Source organism: Lachnospira multipara ATCC 19207 (assembly GCF_000424105.1).
In the GTDB taxonomy this organism is placed as follows: Bacteria; Bacillota; Clostridia; order Lachnospirales; family Lachnospiraceae; genus Lachnospira; species Lachnospira multipara.
Genome location: NZ_AUJG01000015.1, coordinates 1 through 17,822 on the forward strand (window position 1 = coordinate 1; position 17,822 = coordinate 17,822).

Annotated in this window: 19 protein-coding genes and 1 pseudogene; 2 read left to right on the forward strand and 18 right to left on the reverse strand. The window is 38.4% G+C overall.

Features of this window, described 5'->3' with window-relative positions; genetic code table 11:
• The 5 genes and pseudogenes from G600_RS0110580 to G600_RS0110610 form a co-directional block, all read right to left on the reverse strand.
• A pseudogene (locus G600_RS0110580) lies at nucleotides 1-239 on the reverse strand (hypothetical protein); the annotation flags it as partial.
• 457 nt (nucleotides 240-696) lie between these two features.
• Nucleotides 697-1,011, reverse strand: a complete 315-nt coding sequence (locus tag G600_RS0110595) for a hypothetical protein (protein WP_027431899.1) — start codon at nucleotides 1,009-1,011, stop codon at nucleotides 697-699.
• The gene (locus G600_RS0110600; protein WP_027431900.1) at nucleotides 1,008-1,214 is read right to left on the reverse strand and encodes a helix-turn-helix transcriptional regulator; all 207 of its coding nucleotides are present in this window, start codon (nucleotides 1,212-1,214) and stop codon (nucleotides 1,008-1,010) included. Before G600_RS0110600 ends, G600_RS0110595 begins: the two co-directional genes overlap by 4 nt.
• A gap of 403 nt (nucleotides 1,215-1,617) precedes the next feature.
• Nucleotides 1,618-1,833, reverse strand: a complete 216-nt coding sequence (locus tag G600_RS0110605) for a hypothetical protein (RefSeq protein ID WP_027431901.1) — start codon at nucleotides 1,831-1,833, stop codon at nucleotides 1,618-1,620.
• A gap of 103 nt (nucleotides 1,834-1,936) precedes the next feature.
• Nucleotides 1,937-2,641, reverse strand: coding sequence for an EAL domain-containing protein (locus G600_RS0110610; protein ID WP_027431902.1), 705 nt, complete (start codon nucleotides 2,639-2,641; stop codon nucleotides 1,937-1,939).
• A 350-nt stretch (nucleotides 2,642-2,991) separates the two neighbouring features.
• On the opposite strand from G600_RS0110610, the gene G600_RS0110620 reads away from it, so the two are divergent.
• Nucleotides 2,992-4,722 (forward strand): IS1634 family transposase, encoded by a 1,731-nt coding sequence (locus G600_RS0110620; RefSeq protein ID WP_027431903.1) that lies wholly within the window; start codon nucleotides 2,992-2,994, stop codon nucleotides 4,720-4,722.
• A 182-nt stretch (nucleotides 4,723-4,904) separates the two neighbouring features.
• Here G600_RS0110620 and G600_RS15725 read toward each other — a convergent pair whose 3' ends face one another.
• From G600_RS15725 to guaA, 11 genes are all read right to left on the reverse strand, one after another.
• A complete protein-coding gene (locus G600_RS15725; RefSeq protein WP_155885967.1) occupies nucleotides 4,905-5,048 on the reverse strand; it encodes a hypothetical protein in 144 nt (47 codons plus the stop codon).
• Nucleotides 5,049-5,060: 12 nt separating this feature from the next.
• On the reverse strand, nucleotides 5,061-5,891 hold the full coding sequence (locus G600_RS0110630) for a GIY-YIG nuclease family protein (RefSeq protein WP_027431904.1): 831 nt from the start codon (nucleotides 5,889-5,891) through the stop codon (nucleotides 5,061-5,063).
• Between the two features lie 24 nt (nucleotides 5,892-5,915).
• Nucleotides 5,916-6,119: a transposase gene (locus G600_RS0110635; RefSeq protein WP_027431905.1), complete on the reverse strand. Its 204-nt coding sequence runs from the start codon at nucleotides 6,117-6,119 to the stop codon at nucleotides 5,916-5,918.
• 155 nt (nucleotides 6,120-6,274) lie between these two features.
• On the reverse strand, nucleotides 6,275-6,694 hold the full coding sequence (locus G600_RS0110640; protein WP_027431906.1) for a hypothetical protein: 420 nt from the start codon (nucleotides 6,692-6,694) through the stop codon (nucleotides 6,275-6,277).
• A 14-nt stretch (nucleotides 6,695-6,708) separates the two neighbouring features.
• On the reverse strand, nucleotides 6,709-7,719 hold the full coding sequence (locus G600_RS0110645; RefSeq protein ID WP_027431907.1) for a DUF6017 domain-containing protein: 1,011 nt from the start codon (nucleotides 7,717-7,719) through the stop codon (nucleotides 6,709-6,711).
• Nucleotides 7,719-8,624, reverse strand: a complete 906-nt coding sequence (locus G600_RS0110650) for a ParB/RepB/Spo0J family partition protein (protein WP_027431908.1) — start codon at nucleotides 8,622-8,624, stop codon at nucleotides 7,719-7,721. Before G600_RS0110650 ends, G600_RS0110645 begins: the two co-directional genes overlap by 1 nt.
• Entirely contained in the window at nucleotides 8,614-9,399 is a 786-nt protein-coding gene (locus tag G600_RS0110655; RefSeq protein WP_027421674.1) for a ParA family protein, read from the reverse strand. The genes G600_RS0110650 and G600_RS0110655 overlap by 11 nt, the downstream gene beginning before the upstream one ends.
• Nucleotides 9,392-9,787, reverse strand: a complete 396-nt coding sequence (locus G600_RS0110660; protein WP_027431909.1) for a plasmid mobilization protein — start codon at nucleotides 9,785-9,787, stop codon at nucleotides 9,392-9,394. The genes G600_RS0110655 and G600_RS0110660 overlap by 8 nt, the downstream gene beginning before the upstream one ends.
• Complete coding sequence (locus tag G600_RS0110665) at nucleotides 9,768-10,865, reverse strand: site-specific integrase (RefSeq protein WP_027421676.1); 1,098 nt, start codon at nucleotides 10,863-10,865, stop codon at nucleotides 9,768-9,770. Before G600_RS0110665 ends, G600_RS0110660 begins: the two co-directional genes overlap by 20 nt.
• A complete protein-coding gene (locus tag G600_RS0110670; protein ID WP_242826380.1) occupies nucleotides 10,852-11,019 on the reverse strand; it encodes a DNA-binding protein in 168 nt (55 codons plus the stop codon). The genes G600_RS0110665 and G600_RS0110670 overlap by 14 nt, the downstream gene beginning before the upstream one ends.
• A 344-nt stretch (nucleotides 11,020-11,363) precedes the next feature.
• On the reverse strand, nucleotides 11,364-12,905 hold the full coding sequence (gene guaA / locus G600_RS0110675; RefSeq protein ID WP_027431910.1) for a glutamine-hydrolyzing GMP synthase: 1,542 nt from the start codon (nucleotides 12,903-12,905) through the stop codon (nucleotides 11,364-11,366).
• 273 nt (nucleotides 12,906-13,178) lie between these two features.
• Here guaA and G600_RS14460 point away from each other — a divergent pair, with 273 nt between their 5' ends.
• Entirely contained in the window at nucleotides 13,179-13,922 is a 744-nt protein-coding gene (locus G600_RS14460; RefSeq protein ID WP_330361998.1) for a GTP pyrophosphokinase, read from the forward strand.
• A 287-nt stretch (nucleotides 13,923-14,209) separates the two neighbouring features.
• Here G600_RS14460 and G600_RS0110685 read toward each other — a convergent pair whose 3' ends face one another.
• Both G600_RS0110685 and uvrA read right to left on the reverse strand, forming a co-directional pair.
• Nucleotides 14,210-14,872 (reverse strand): HAD family hydrolase, encoded by a 663-nt coding sequence (locus G600_RS0110685; protein ID WP_027431911.1) that lies wholly within the window; start codon nucleotides 14,870-14,872, stop codon nucleotides 14,210-14,212.
• 83 nt (nucleotides 14,873-14,955) lie between these two features.
• Entirely contained in the window at nucleotides 14,956-17,814 is a 2,859-nt protein-coding gene (gene uvrA / locus G600_RS0110690) for an excinuclease ABC subunit UvrA (protein ID WP_051195487.1), read from the reverse strand.
• Between the last annotated feature and the right edge of the window lie 8 nt (nucleotides 17,815-17,822).

The window sequence follows — 17,822 nt, forward strand, 5'->3', positions numbered from 1 at the left end:
CCATGATACGCCAGCCCCGACTCAGGTCTGTCCAAGCCGTGCCAATAAACACTGACTCCTGCCAGCATCTCAGCCACTTCCTGAACATACTCATCGTCAACTGCGATGCAGTCATACTTTTCCGGCTCATACTCTTCAAATATCTGTTCCGGCGCCGGATCCGTCATCATTATTCCAAATTGATGTTTCAACATTCCGTAATCATTATCCTTCCCGTAACGATCCACAGTTAATAACAAGCACGCTATTCCTCCTGCATTTGCTTCGGAAACTCTATATCAAAAATGTCTTCTCCATAAGGGATGTCTAATTTTCGTTGCTCATTTAATGCGTATTCTTTACCTCCAACCTTAAAAATAGAACCAACCTCATATTTATTAAACAGAGCCGTTCCCCTCTTTGCAAACATATCATATGTAGCATCGTATTCAAATTTTCGAACTGCAACCCCTGCGTTCCCATGTGAATAATAGTATTCCTGCTTATGTTCTCCCGTCTTTACCGTAAAGAATCATTTTGTAATTCCGGCATCATTAAGAAATTGCTCCATGCCCCGATATAAGAACTATGCTCAATATCGCTAGAAGTATTCCTGCTACCCACATAATCCAACTCGGTCCATTGCTGATATCTTTTAATGTCATAGTTGGTCTCCTTTAAGTCCAATTGATTGTCCTTTGCTTCTGTACTTACAATTTACATGATCCTATCATATATTAGTGTTGCCCCAAGTTCTAAAGCATTACGTGCACCTAAAAAAATCAAAAAATAAGTAACCATCCTTGATACTGTTATTGTTAAAGTCGTATCCATAAATACCTGTATAATTAGAATAACTACCACCAATATCCAATTTATCAAATTTGCAGCATTGTTTGCCTTTAATTGTATAGACGCCCATCTCTCATCATTTTTGTACTTCACCTGTTTTACCGCTTTATAAATCCATAATCCCAATGAGATTACAAGATAGAATATTAGCAGTATCAAGAACATCTTTTGATCATTCATTTTTCGTCCTCCACATAATCAAAAACATCAGAAATTGGAACGTCAAACGCTTTAGCTATCTTGAAAGCAAGCTCTAACGAAGGAGTATACTTATATTTTTCAATAGATATCACCGCTTGCCTTGAAATACCAACTTTCTCTGAAAGATCAGCCTGCGTCCAATCTCTTTCCGCTCGTAATACCTTTAATCTATTCTTTATCAATGTCTCCTCCTAAAATGTAATACGTTCGTTACATTTTGTAATGTAACACCTTAATTACATTTTGTCAAGAACTATTTTCTTAAAAAATATGTTTCTATATCTTTTTCCTATTAAAACGCATCAAACTCTGCCAGCACGACCCGAGGATGTCATAGGATGTCAAAATGCGACACACATTTATTTTTTAACAAACCCGCCCAAGAATGTCAAAGGACAGGACTATTTCTTCTGTCATTGACATTCCCGGACGGGTTCGTTTTCTGTTAGCCAAGGCACTTAAGGCTAAGTGCGTTTCATGCACTTTTCATTTTTGTACCGACTGAGACGGTCTTCATAATTGCATTTCATAAACGGTACGGTCTACATAACCACTTTTCCCATAAGGTATAAACTCGGTATAAAACTATAATTCCATTAAATTATAGCCACTATCAATAGCGTCATTCATTATCTTTTTAAACTCTTGATTATCTCCCATGAGGGTATCCATTAGTTTTGTGAAATCAAGAGCAATAATATCATCATTACCTACACTGTGTGCCGGATAGTGTTCTTCACTCATATCCTCATCGTTATAATACTTTTCACATAGTCTACATTTTAGTTTCTTTTCTTCCATATCCCCTTTTCCGATCTTCCTTTTACTTATGATTCTATCCCCTTATATGTCACATAATATGTACTTTAACCAAAAAAGAGCCTCTAGCACTACTAGAGACTCCCTATTCCGGCATTCCTAAGTAATAACCCTGGAAGAAATCTGCACCAAGCTCTTTCATAGTGTTAAACTCAGCCTCAGTTTCTATTCCTTCTGCTACTACATTCATTTTCTTCGCATGGAATGTATCAATCATTTCTTTAATACGAATCTGTCTGAACTTATCCTTATCGATATCAGTAAGTAATGTTCTATCAATCTTTACAATATCTGGATTAGCAGCTTTAACTACATCCAAAGTATTAAGTCCAGTTCCAAAATCATCAATAGCAATCTGGTTATCATTAATATCTGCTATTTTTCTTTTTGCTTCAGCAATATCAATCGACAAATATGGATACTCTAACGTTTCCAAAATCATTGCATTCTTATCATCACCAAAGTATTCAATATATGCATTTACTTCTTCCTCTGTAAATATCTCACACGGAAATGTATTTACCGAAAGAATTTCCTTATAGCCTCTCATAAAATATGCCTGAGTTGCTCCAAATAAAGTTGCCACCTCAAGTATATGAAGCTTATCCTGTTCCTGATACTCGGTAATCAGCTCCATAACATCCTTATCGTGTGGACGCATCAATGCTTCTCTCGCATATATTGTCTTTCCATCTGGATAAAATATTGGCTGGAATACATATTCAATTTTCAATTCTGATAATGCTGCCAAAATGTCTTCTGATAATGGCAAATCGTCAAAATATATCATATTACTAATTCCCTAGATAAAATTGCGTATGAAAATAACGCAAAGTACTACTCTTACATTGTATCAAAAGCTTTTTTCTTAGTCTATAAATCTTTATCAGCAATCTCTATATCAATTTCAGATCCGTTTTCATCTCTTAACAAGACTTTGTCCATAGCCACATAATCATCCGGACGCTCCTCACAACCGTAATCCGGTTCCATGATTTTCTCGGAAGTTTGACACCCCAAATCGCCGCAAGCCTTGATAGGCTTTATTTTTTGCGCAAATTCCATTTTTGTGTATTGCGTATATGCGTATATTGTAGTATAATAATTATAGTAATTATTGTTTTATGGAGGATGTACCAAATGCGCATAATGAAAGGTCGTTCAACGAATCCTACATATCATGTAATACAAGATGTTAAGAAGAACGGAAAGCGAAGCACTGAAATAATCGAGAATCTAGGAAGTGCTTCTGAGATATGTGAGAAGTATCACGTTACTGATGCGGATGCTTGGGCCAACGAATACATTGCAAAAAAGCGCGCAGAAGTAAAAGAAAGCAAACATGATGTATTAATCAAGTTTAATAAAGATGCTTTAATCAACACAGATGAACAGCTTGTTTATAATGCCGGCTATCTGTTTCTACAGAACATATACTATAAGCTCGGTTTGCCTTCTATCTGTAACAAAATAAAAAAGCAAAGCGCATTTAGTTATGATTTGGATTCTATTCTCTCCCGATTAGTTTATGGACGGATTCTTTATCCATCTTCTAAGCTCTCCTGCTACGAGCAATCCAAGAAGCTTCTTGAGCAGCCTTCTTTTGACTTACATCAAATATATCGAGCACTTTCTGTACTAGCGGAACATTCGGATTATATCCAATCCGAGTTATATAAACATTCAAAGAAAGTCGTCAAGCGTTCAACCGGTGTTCTCTTCTATGATTGCACAAACTATTTCTTTGAAATTGAAAAAGAATGCGGTTTAAAACAATACGGGCCAAGCAAAGAACATCGCCCAACTCCCATTGTTCAAATGGGGTTATTTATGGATAAATCCGGCATCCCGTTAGCGTTTTGCATCAACCCTGGAAATCAGAACGAACAGCAATCTCTGAAACCACTTGAGCAACAAATCATGAGAGATTTTGAACTCTCAAAGTTCGTTGTATGTACAGATGCCGGTTTATCATCAGATGCCAATCGTAGGTTCAACAACTTCGGCGAGCGCAGTTTTATAACAACACAATCTATAAAAGGGCTGAAAAAAGATCTAAAAGAATGGTGCCTCGACCCAACCGGTTGGGAGGTTGAAGGAAGTCGTAAGAAATACAACATTTCAAACTTAGAAGATACTCCTGAAAATAGAAATAAAATTTTCTATAAACAGACGCTTATTGAAGGTTATGATAAAGAACGCGACATCCCATTTAATCAAACATTAATCGTCACGTTTTCCTTGAAATATAAGCTATATCATCAAACATTAAGAGAACACCAGATAGCACGAGCCAAGAAATATCTGGAACATCCAGCACAAGCAGACAGACGTTCTCAAACAGACGCAAAGCGCTTTATAAAGAAAACAGCTGTAACTGCTGATGGCGAAATAGCGCCAAACGCAATCTATGAGATTGATGAAAGCATCATTCAAAAGGAATCCATGTACGATGGTTTTTATGCTGTATGCACCAATCTCGATGATTCTCCCGCTGATATTGCAAAAATAAATCATGATCGCTGGGAAATAGAAGAATCATTCCGGATTATGAAAAGTGAGTTTGAAGCAAGGCCAGTATATCTTCAACGGGATGAACGGATTACAGCACACTTTCTCACCTGCTTCATTGCTCTTATGATTTACAGAATACTCGAAAAAACACTGGATGAAAAATATCCTTGTTCAGAGATCATAGAAACATTAAGAAAAATGGACGTAAGAAAGGTAGCAGATCAAGGATATATACCTTGCTATACTAGAACTGCATTAACCGATGATCTACATACGAGTGCAGGCATAAGAACAGACTACGAATTATCAACACCCAAAATGATGGCTGGAACCATCAGACGAACAAAGGGACTATAAAACATCATATACGCTTTTCGCGTAATAAATAAAACGGCGCAACCCATTGCTAATACTGGGATTGCGCCGTTTTAGGTGTCAAACTAGGGAATATATCATATTACTAATTCCCTAGATAAAATTGCGTATGAAAATAACGCAAAGTACTACTCTTACATTGTATCAAAAGCTTTTTTCTTAGTCTATAAATCTTTATCAGCAATCTCTATATCAATTTCAGATCCGTTTTCATCTCTTAACAAGACTTTGTCCATAGCCACATAATCATCCGGACGCTCCTCACAACCGTAATCCGGTTCCATGATTTTCTTTACGATATACTTCAATCTAAACATCTCCTACAAATCTTTTAATTTCGTTCCGTTCTCGGTTTTCCAATCAACATTACCATTGGATGTATGTCCAAGTATTACAGCCGATGCAGCGGATGGAGCACTAAACTCATAATCCTTTTTGAATACCCCATCCTTTATCACTTCTTCTTTGATAAGAGTATTTCTCAGATTAAAATATCCTTTTCCCTGTGTCTCTAAAGACGGCACTGTATGATCGGATATTTTCGATCCGGACAGAACTGTAAAACCACCGGTGCTAACAAATCCTTTTGCACTAGCCTCAGTCCCCTTGCAATATAAGTAAACTGTGTCATCCGTAGCCTTTGGTACAGGAACAAGCACTTTATATCCAAGTGTATTGATAAGGATCTTCACGTTATCAATAAACTCTTCCATAGTAGCAATCTGGGCTTCCTTCAGCACAGTGTTCTTATACGTATTCTTCGTCAGAATCGAATACCTGCCGCAGTCCTTAGCAATCTCAACAAAGCGATTTTCTAAATATCGAATCAATGCTTTATTCAGATCTCTTCCAACAAAGATAACCGCCGTATTCCAATAATACTTTTCTTTGCCGGACTGATAATCTCTAAGATGCTGAGTGAGTCTATCTAATACATTTTCTGCCTCTCCGATATATACAGAATCTGTACCGTCATCTTCCTGGCACATAAGGAAGTAAACCCCGACACCTTTGATGTCGTCCCGGTCACAACCTGTAATCTCTGTTCTTGGTATCTTAATGGCTTTTCCATTCCAATTTGATAATTCCGCTGTTGTCAAACTATCTGCTGAGCCATTTACAAGAAAGAGTTCAATAGCTTTTCCATACATCTTGTAATCCCTCCTATAAACCAATTATGATTTGTCATCATTCCTGTTTTTTCTGTATTTTCCACTCTTTATTCTCGCATCTTCAGGCTTATTGGCATCTGCTGGAATTGTCCACGAATAACCTATTCTTACTGCGCCTTCGATTCTGTTTTCCGAACATAGCACCTGTATACGCCTTTTGGATATTCCCCATTCATCCGCCATTTCTCGAATTGATTTATATTCCATGCATTCTCCACCTATATGTTGCAATTAATAGTTGTTCTAATTATATTCTCAAATGCGAACAAAATCAAACATATTCTTGGGAACAGTGTAAGGCATAAAAAAAGAATCCAGTCCACTTGTCCCGGATTCTCTCTTTATATGCCATATTCACCATCTTAATCCTCAATCTTTCTTACCCTTGGCGGTGTCGCAGTCTTTCTTTCTAACCAAGGTAACGTTGCATTAATCACGATACATAACTCTATCATTATCGCTATAATAAGGATTACTGCCTTTACGATTATCCTTGCTACGTTATTTCCGATGTGATCTGCCGGAGCCCAAAACAAAGCCGTCAGAATTATAATACCTCCAATTCCCGGAGCTAATGCTACAATTGGAACATATGATAATAGAATATACAACACAAAGAAAGCAGCCACCGCTATATATGCTCCCATTGTTCCTACCAACGGAGTCAACTTCTGATGAACTGGGATACACCAAATGATTGCAGGAATCAGATTTATCATCGGAAACTTATAATTCTTTTCATATTTACTTCTGTTTGTTTCTTCAACAATATACTTTGCCATAATCATTCCTCCGATTACATTGTACCATACATGTCGTGATTTACCTCAGCGGTATAGTAATGATTTATCGTGTTTGGTGCGTTATAGAGTGCTGTTGTCAGGTATGCTTTGATATTTGACACCTTGGTTGTGTTATTCTTCATGCAGCCGATGACATATTCCAAATGCGTTGAATTGAGCTTCAGGAACTTGCTCTTCACCAAGTTATACGGATAGTCTTCCCCTGCAATACGAATGGTCTTTCTTGGAACACAGACCACATCGCATATTAGCTGATAAAGCTCGTCATACATTTCTCTGTCAGACCATTTCTTGTTGCTCATCATGATGTCATAATCAATGTTTTCACGAATAAGCTCCATATATGCGGTAGTTTCATCCATCTGATCCATCCCCGTAACGCGGATAGGCGTATCCATACGCTCGCCGGATTGAATGATATGATCAGTATCACTAAATTCAATATTGTTAAAATCATTATTATTCGGGTCTGATTTCTGTACTACCCCCGGTATAGAATCCTGACAGGTACCGGTATTAACATCTGACTGGTCTTCCATATTTACCGGTCTAATATCTGTACCGGTAGAATTATTAGACTGGTGCTTCGCCACCGGTTCATTTTCCTTACCTGTACAATTTTCTGACCGGTCTAATGACTCTTCTTCCCCTCCGGATACGAAGTTCTTAACATAGATAATATTTGCAAGCCCATTTCTCTGCTCAATATCCACTAAGCCAATAGCCTGCAATTCCTTCAAAAGACCTACTGCTGTCATCTTGCTACAGTTAAGATCTTCCATGATGCTTTTTATCGAATACTTGATATAAACCCTGTTCTGATCATCAAACCATCCGCTTCTGACGGAAAGTGACATACGATCAAGCATCAGTCCATACAAAAGCTTGGAATTATTCGATATATCCTTAAACCTGTTGTCTGTTATCAAAGCCTTCGGCAGGCGGTAGAACGTAAACTGCTCTGCCTCCTGCCCATAATAAAACTCCAGCTTCAGCCTCTCCATTAACGCGGTTCCCCTTTCTCCTTCCATTCATCAAGGAGCTTTACGATAAGTTCCTCGATATCCTCATTGCTCATATCCGGGGTAAAATAGTTGTCCAGCTTCTTCTGGTTAAATACTACCTTACGCGGTTTTGGTTTCTTCTCCGACAGATAATCCTTTAAGAAATCTGCGTTCAGATACCCCTTGCGGGACGATTCCTTTATCCTTGCACTCTGCTCCTGGCTAAGTGACACTCCCATCTCCGAAATAACTTCATATACGATTTTCTGTTGCTCCTGCGGAATAAAAGAAAGATCCACTCCCTGTCGAAGGCCCAGCTTCTTTTCATCCACCATAGCAAGCAATTTCTCATCCAAGCTGGCGATACAGATTAAACGCTGAATGGTCTTCATGCTCTCCCCCGCCTGCTCACTCATGGTTTTAAGGGAAATACCCTGAGCCTTGCCCTGATGCTTCATGGCTTCATATTTCATCTGATAAGCCTTTGCTCGCTCACTGACAAGAATATCCTCACGCTGGATATTGGCATCCACCATGATTACTACAGCTTCATCATTATCACAGTCACGAACAATAACCGGCATGGTATCTTTACCTGCCAGTTCGGATGCATGTTTTCTTCTGTGACCGGATATAAGTTCATATCCACCTTCTGCTCTCGGTCTTGCGATAGCCGGAACCAACACGCCATATTCCTTGACGCTTTCCACCATTTCTTCCATATTTTCATCGTCTACGACACGAAAAGGATGGTTCTCAAAGGTATGCAGTTCCGATAAAGGGATCTCTACTATCTGTCCCTCAACAAGTTTTGCTTCTGCTGTAGCATTACCATCATTCTCCGCCGAAAACATATCATCATAGCTGGAAAGCTTGATTCTATTTGATAATCCCTTACTGCTCATTGGCTAAAACCTCCTCTACAATCTTTTCATACGCCGCTGCTACTTTACCCTTGCCATCATATTTATAGATGCTGACTCCTTCAGCAGATGCCTCCGCAGCTCTAACGGAAAGCGGAATCACATCATCGAAAATATGGATGCTGCTTCCATAGTGCTCATACAGCACTTCCGTGATTTCCTTAGCATAAATGGTTCTGTAATCCACCATCGTAATCAGAATTCCCATAATATGAAGCTTCGGGTTCATCTTGCGTTTCACACGGCTGATGGTCTTTAAAAGCTGTTCCAAACCCTTTATAGGCAGATATGCAGCCTGTACCGGAATGATTACTTCATCCGCCGCTACAAGGGCATTTAAGGTAAGCTGTCCAAGATTCGGAGAACAGTCCACAAGAATATAGTCATAATCGTCTCTTACAGATTCGATATACTCCCGAAGCGTTGTCTCCGAACTCATGATTCCAACAAGGGATGTTTCCACACCGGACAATTCGATATTTGCCGGCATAAGGTCGATACCTTCCTCATGATGCAGGATACCGGCTTTCAGATCATAATCGTCCTCGTTTAACACCCATTCCATTACATTGGCAAGTGTGATCTCCAGCTTATCAGGCTGCGGATATCCTAATGCTTCCGTGAGAGATCCCTGGGGATCATTGTCGATTACAAGGACTCTCTTTCCCTTATTTGCCAGACCGATGCCAAGATTTACCACAGACGTACTCTTGGCAACTCCCCCTTTTTGATTTGCACAGATAATTACTTTACACATCTCGATATGCTCTCCTTTCCAAAAACTTATCTTTCCTTCTGATTTTATTTTTCTTATTCTTATCCTCGTTCTCCTTAAACGCTTCTAAGATTTCCAACATAGTGCGAATCGGTGTAAAAAGCTCCTCATCTATCTCGGAAGCTGCTTCTAACCGCTCCAGTTCTTCGAGAATCCCGTACAGCTCCTTACGGAAATTAACCAGCATCATAGGATTTCCCTTCGCCGTAACCTTGTTATGCAATACCGAATCAAGAACGTAGTCCTGCTTTGTCGCATACCCAAGCAGTTTCCATCGCTTATCCAATTCCTTTCTCTCAGCAGGAGAACAACGGTAAGCAATAGTCTCACTTCGCAATCTTCCTTTTGGATCAAGATTCTTCGCTGACATCAAATCCCTCCTTCCATTCTTCATCAAGAGCCTCTGCCATATCATCCTGAATAGACGGCATCATATGTGCATAACGATAAGTAATATCCGAACTTTCATGGCCTACACGGTTACCGATAGCCACTGCCGAAAATCCCATATCTATAAGAAGCGATACATGGCTGTGTCTTAAATCATGAAGACGAATACGCTTTACCCCACTTGCCTTTACACCCCTATCCATCTCATGGTGCAAATAAGACTTTGAAATCACAAAGATCCTATCGCTCGGTTCAATGCCATAAATGCTATCAAGGAAATCTTTCATTTCTAATGCCACATTCTCCGGCATAGATATCATACGCACACTCTTTGGAGTTTTAGGTTTTGTAATAACATCCCTTCCACTTATCCTTTGATATGACTTTGTGATAGATAGCTTATTCTTATCGAAATCAAAATCCGCAGGAGTTAAAGCCATCAGTTCACCAATTCGGATCCCACACCAATACAAAAGCTCAAATGCCATATAGGAATAGGTTTTATTCGCGACCTCGGGAATGAAGCGCATATACTCTTCCTTTGTCCAAAAAAGCATTTCATCTGCATGGTGTTGTCCAAGTGGACCAGCAATTACAGCCGGATTCTTTGGCAGTTCGTAATACTTCACCGCATGATTGAATATGGCTGAAAGTTCCGCCTGCATCTTCCTAAGATAGGTTCCTTTGTATTTTTCACCATCCTGCGACTCACACTTACGCATCTCGTTTTGCCAAGCAATAACATCTCTCGGTGTAATCTCACGCATTACCAAATCTTTAAAATACGGTAGTATCTTTAACTCGATTACATATTCTTTGGACTTCCACGTATTCTCTCTAAGCTTTGGCTTTACATCATCGGTATAGCGTTTGTAAAAATCCCCAAAGGTCATATCAAGGCTACTGGCCTTTTCCAATGAAAAATGTCGTTCCCAGTCCTGTGCTTCCTTTTTGGTTGAGAAGCCACGCTTTAATTTTCTCTGCTGCTTACCTGTCCAGTCGGTGTAATACAACGACACATACCAAGTGCCTCTCTTCTTATCTTTATAAACTGCCATCTTCGTCCTCCTTTTCAAATGAATCAACTCCGTAGAATCTTTCTTCGAAATACTTTCTGCTTACTCTACCCGGGATTACCATGTAGCCTTTATCAGAAAGTTCCTTATTTAAGTCACGAACGATTGCATATGACTTTGATTCGGAAACACTCAATACCTGACAGATCTCTTTTACTGATATAAACGTTCTGCATTCAAACATATCTTTTGCCCTCCGCTTACGTACTATTTCTTGTTACGTAATACATTTGGGTTGAAAAAATCCCCATTACTAAACGAGAACAAAAAAAGTTTGAAATTTTATAATTTGTGGAAAATAAAAGATGAAAAACAGATTTGGACTTTATTCTGGAATTATTCCGATACAGTTTTTTCTGAGAAAAACAGTATCATAATCGTATCACGACACAAAAAAGGCCTGAAATCATGTTTTTTTAACATGATTTCAAGCCTTGAAAATACTTGATTTGTTATACCAACCTCTAAACCACTTCAGGTCTACTCAAATTCTATAGTAGCTGGTGGTTTACTTGTGCAATCATACATTACACGGTTTACACCCTTAACTTCGTTAACAATTCTGTTAGCTACCTTAGTTAATACATCCCAAGGTATCTGAGCACAGTCAGCTGTCATGAAATCTGATGTCATAACGGCACGAAGTGCGATAGCATAATCATAAGTTCTGCCATCACCCATAACACCCACTGAACGCATGTTAGTAAGTGCTGCGAAGTACTGACCAAGATTCTTGTCAACGCCAGCCTTAGCAAGTTCTTCTCTATAAATGTAATCAGCATCCTGAACGATACGTACCTTCTCAGCTGTTACTTCACCGATAATTCTAATTCCAAGACCTGGTCCTGGGAATGGCTGACGGAATACGAGATTATCTGGAAGGCCAAGTTCAAGACCAGCCTTACGAACCTCATCCTTAAATAACATACGAAGTGGCTCAATGATTTCCTTGAAATCAACGAAATCTGGAAGACCACCTACGTTGTGGTGAGACTTAATTACTGCTGACTTACCAAGACCTGATTCAATAACATCTGGATAAATAGTTCCCTGTGCAAGGAAATCAACAGCACCAATCTTCTTAGCCTCTTCTTCGAAAACTCTGATGAATTCTTCACCAATAATCTTACGCTTAGCCTCTGGTTCTGTAACACCAGCAAGCTTGCTATAATAACGCTCCTGAGCGTTAACACGAATAAAGTTAAGGTCAAAATTACCATTAGGACCAAATACAGCCTCAACCTCATCGCCTTCGTTCTTTCTTAAAAGACCGTGATCTACGAATACACATGTAAGCTGCTTACCAATAGCACGAGCAAGTAAAGCTGCAGCAACAGATGAATCAACACCACCTGATAGGGCAAGTAAAACCTTGCCGTCGCCTACCTTTTCACGAATCTGAGCGATAGTAGTTTCAACGAAAGAATCCATCTTCCAATCACCACTACATTCACAAACATTATATAAGAAGTTTCTAATCATCTTCTGTCCCTCTACAGAGTGCATAACCTCTGGATGGAACTGAACTGCATATAACTTCTTAGCTTCATCTTCCATAGCTGCAATTGGGCAGTTTGGAGTATGACCGATTACCTTAAAGCCCTCTGGAGCCTTAGCAATATAATCTGTATGACTCATCCAAGTTATTGTCTTAGGGCTAACGCCTTCAAATAACTTAGAATTAACTTCTACTTCTACCTCTGTCTTACCATATTCACTAACTGGTGCAGTTAAAACCTGACCACCAAGCTTATGAGCCATAAGCTGTGAACCATAACAGATACCAAGAATAGGTATACCTGCTTCCATGATAGCCTTATCATAACTTGGTGATTCTTCCTCATAAACACTATTAGGACCACCTGTAAAAATGATACCCTTTGGCTTTCTTGCGATAATATCCTCTAACTTAGTAGTATAAGGGATAACTTCTGCGTATACATTACATTCACGTACACGTCTTGCTATAAGCTGATTATACTGTCCACCGAAATCAAGTACTAATACTAACTCGCTGTTCAATTAATTGTCCTCCTATTCTTAATCTATATGAATTAGCAAATGTATCTCTACATTTTCTAATTATCATCAAAATGACGTCTTTTAATTATACATTTCACTAAGAGATTAATCAACTAGTATTATATCGCAAATAAAGATATTTTACATCTCCTTATGATTTATAAAAATATTCCTCTATAATTTATTAAAATTAAAACTTTATTTATACTACTCATATCTATTTAATGTTATAATTTAGAGAAGAGTTTTAATTGGAGGTTTTACTTTAGAAATATGGATATTAATGCGAATAATTTATATAGCAATTCCGCTTATAGCAAAGTCAGTGATGAGTACAATGCCAAGCAAATTGCTAGAATGGTTAGCGATGGAGAGATTCCGCTATCAGAATTAGAACGAGTATTTAAGCAAACTCAACAGATGCTCGCAAATTATAAATGTGCCATGCTAGAAGTTGAAACTAAATTCAAGGTCTTAAATGAGCAATTTTCTCTAGACCATGAAAGAAATCCTATTTCATCAATTTCTACAAGACTTAAATCACCTCAAAGTATCGCTGAAAAACTACGTCGCAAAAACATACCGCTAGGATTAAATTCTATCGAAAAGAACATGTATGATGTAGCCGGTGTAAGAGTTGTTTGCTCCTTCGTAGATGACGTGTATTTTCTTGCAGACTGTTTATTACAACAAGACGATGTCCGTTTAATTCAAAGAAAAGATTATATCAAAGAACCAAAGAGTAACGGATATAGAAGTCTTCACTTAATTATAGAGACACCTATTTTCCTTGAAAATGAAAAGCGCTACATGAAGGTTGAGGTTCAACTCCGTACCATTGCCATGGAATTCTGGGCAAACCTAGATCACAAGATGCGCTACAAAAAAGATATGGATCCTGTTATGTTAACTCTTACATCTAACGAGCTTTACCAATGTGCTTCTCTAAGTGCTGACTTAGACAGAAGAATGCAAGCTGTAAGAGATATGATTGAAGGTAGTAAAGAAAAAAAATAAGTCAAGACTCGCTCGTAAGTCTAGCGCCGGATTCGGGTCTGCTACTGCAGACAAATTCCTGTCCGAATCCGTGCGCATCCTCGCGGAACGTTTAACTCAGTCGGAGCTTATACTCCGACTGAGTTAAAAGCAATATAATAATTTCATATTATCAAAATATCAAAAAGCTATGGAGATTTAGATATTCTCCTATCCAATTGATAGGGGCGAATCCAATTTCCATAGCTTTTATTTTCTATTAGATTTTTATCTTAAATTTATCACATTTAAATTTATCACATGAATAATTAGGCCTTCTGGTTTAATTCCTTAATAACATCAATAACCTGACTTAAGTCATCCTTTACACAATAACAAAGTTCTCTTATATCTTCTTTAATCTTAATAGTATCTGGTACATGAACCACCTTCATATTAGCAGCATGACCTGCCTTAATCCCATTAATACTATCTTCAATTACTATGCATTCCTCAGGCTTAACATCAACAATGCCTGCTGCCTTTAAGAAAATATCTGGTGCCGGTTTACTATGCTCAATCTCATCACCATAAGCAATACCATCAAGATAATCGAAAGCTCCAATGCTTGTTAAATTCTTAAAAGCCGACTCTCTTCTTGTTGAAGTAGCCACTGCACACTTAAGTCTGGCTTCCTTAATGAAATCTAGAAGTTCAAAAAGTCCTTTTTTTACAGGAACTCCTTCTGTCTCTCTTAGCTTATAAACAAACTGAGTTCTTAATTCTCTTACTTCCCAGAAATCTGCCTTATCACCAAAGTATTCCTTAAATTTAACAGCGCTATCACTAGGAGAAGCCCCCTTAAATTCATCCATAAGCCAGTTAGGAAGCTCGATGCCTTTTTGCTTAGCACCCCACTGCCAGCCCAGATTTGATTGACGTTCTGTATCAATCATAACTCCGTCCATATCAAAAATTACTGCTTTTATCATTAAACTAACTCCAATTCATGTCTCTTTTTTACAAATCTTAAGAACTTAACTATTCCCGCCAAGTCAAGAAATAATGTCAGCTTTTACAAATATTGTTTAAGATACTTACCTGTGTAAGATTTCTTAACCTTGCAAACCTCTTCTGGTGTGCCCTTAGCAATAACCGTACCGCCTCTAGCACCACCTTCAGGTCCCATGTCAATAATATAATCTGCTGTCTTAATAACATCAAGATTATGCTCAATTACAACTACTGTATTACCACCTTCCGCAAGCTTTTGTAAAATTTCCACTAGCTTATGAACGTCAGCAAAATGTAGACCTGTTGTAGGCTCATCTAAGATATAAATTGTCTTACCTGTACTTCTCTTTGAAAGCTCAGTTGCAAGCTTAATTCTTTGAGCCTCACCACCTGAAAGCTCTGTAGATGGCTGACCAAGTTTAATATATGAAAGACCTACGTCATTTAAAGTTTCGATTTTACGCTTAATTGATGGTACATTTTCAAAGAAATCCACCGCTTCCTCGACAGTCATATCAAGGACATCATAGATAGACTTGCCCTTATACTTTACCTCGAGAGTTTCTCTGTTATAACGCTTGCCGTCACAAACCTCACAAGGCACGTAAACATCAGGGAGGAAATGCATTTCAATCTTAATGATACCGTCTCCTGAACAAGCCTCACAACGACCGCCCTTAACATTAAAACTAAAGCGACCCTTATTATAGCCTCTCTCCTTAGCATCCACAGTGCCTGCAAAGAGGTCACGAATCTGATCGAATACACCAGTATAAGTAGCAGGATTTGAACGAGGAGTTCTACCGATTGGGCTCTGGTCAATATCAATAATCTTATCAAGCTGCTCGATTCCCTCAATTCCATCATGGTCACCAGCAATAATTCTTGCTCTATTTAGGGATTTTGCCAAATGTTTATGTAAAATTTCATTTACCAAAGAACTCTTACCTGAACCAGAAACACCAGTAACACAAGTAATTACACCAAGTGGAAAGTCCACATCAATATTCTTTAGATTGTTCTCTCTAGCACCCTTAACCTTAATCCAACCTGTTGGCTTACGACGAGTCTTAGGTACAGGAATCTTAATACGTCCACTAAGATAAGCTCCTGTAATAGAGTTCTTGCATTCCATAATCTGCTTAGCTGTACCCGTAGCAACAACTTCTCCACCATTTTTACCAGCTCCAGGACCGATATCCACAATAAAGTCTGCTGCCCTCATAGTATCCTCATCATGTTCAACCACGATAACTGAATTTCCAAGATCTCGCAAATGTGTCAAAGTACCCAGTAGCTTATCATTATCCCTCTGATGTAGGCCAATACTTGGTTCATCTAATATATAAGCAACACCTACAAGACCAGAACCTATCTGAGTTGCAAGACGAATACGCTGTGCCTCACCACCAGACAAGGTTCCTGTAGCTCTTGAAAGAGAAAGATAGTCAAGACCTACATCAATAAGGAACTTAACTCTTGCCTTAATTTCCTTTAGAAGTTCAGCACCGATATAGAGCTGACGCTCAGTTAGATTCATATTTTCAAGGAAATCAGATAAATCACAGATTGCCATATTAGTAATTTCGTAAATGTTCTTATCTGCAATAGTAACTGCGAGGGAACTCTCCTTAAGTCTCTTACCCTTACAAGTCTTACAAGGTCTTATTCTCATAAATTCTTCATACTGCTGCTTAGCATTATCAGAACCTGCTTCCTTATATCTTCTCTCCATGTTGCTAATAAGTCCGTCAAATACAATATCATATACGCCTTCACCACGCTGACCCTTATACTTAACCTTAATAGACTTACCCCTTGTTCCATTAATAATGATATCCTTAATGTCATCAGAATAATCCTTAAAAGGTGTATCTAGAGAAAAGCCATATTCCTTGGCTACTGCATTCATAATTGCACCAGTCCAGCTCTTAGCATCTGATACTGACTGCCATCCCGGGCTTGCAATAGCCCCTCCGTTAATTGAAAGACTTTCATCTGGAATAAGAAGCTCTATATCAAAATTCATTGTATATCCAATACCTAAACAATCTGGACACGCACCAAAAGGGTTATTAAATGAGAAGCTTCTTGGCTGAATCTCATCAATTGAAATACCACAATCAGGGCAGGCAAAGCTCTGAGAGAAATTAATAGGCTCTCCACCAATAACATCTACCATCATTACGCCCTCAGCAAGCTTAAGAGCTGTTTCCACAGAATCAGTAAGACGCTTATTAATGCCCTCTTTAACAACTAATCTATCTACAACAATTTCAATATTGTGCTTTTTATTCTTATCAAGTTTGATTTCCTCAGATAATTCGTAAGTGTTACCATCTACATTTACACGAACATAACCCTGTTTTTTGGCCTGTTCAAAAAGCTTAGTGTGTTCACCCTTACGGCCTCTAACTACTGGAGCAAGAATCTGAATCTTAGTTCTTTCAGGTAAATCTAGAATCTGGTCTACCATCTGATCTACTGTCTGCTTATTAATTTCCTTACCACATTTTGGACAATGAGGAATACCAATTCTTGCATATAGTAGTCTGAAATAATCATAAATTTCTGTAACAGTTCCCACTGTAGATCGAGGGTTTCTATTAGTACTCTTCTGATCAATTGAAATTGCAGGTGATAATCCTTCAATTAATTCCACCTGTGGTTTTTCCATCTGTCCTAAGAACTGTCTAGCATATGAAGATAGAGACTCCATATATCTTCTCTGACCTTCAGCATAAATAGTATCAAATGCTAAACTTGACTTACCAGAGCCTGAAAGTCCTGTAAGTACAACTAGTTTATTTCTAGGAATATCTACATCTATTCCCTTTAAGTTATGTTCACTTGCACCGCGAATTTTAATGTATTCCTTGAAATTGCCGCGATGAATATCTTTATTACTCAAATTACTCATTTATTCCT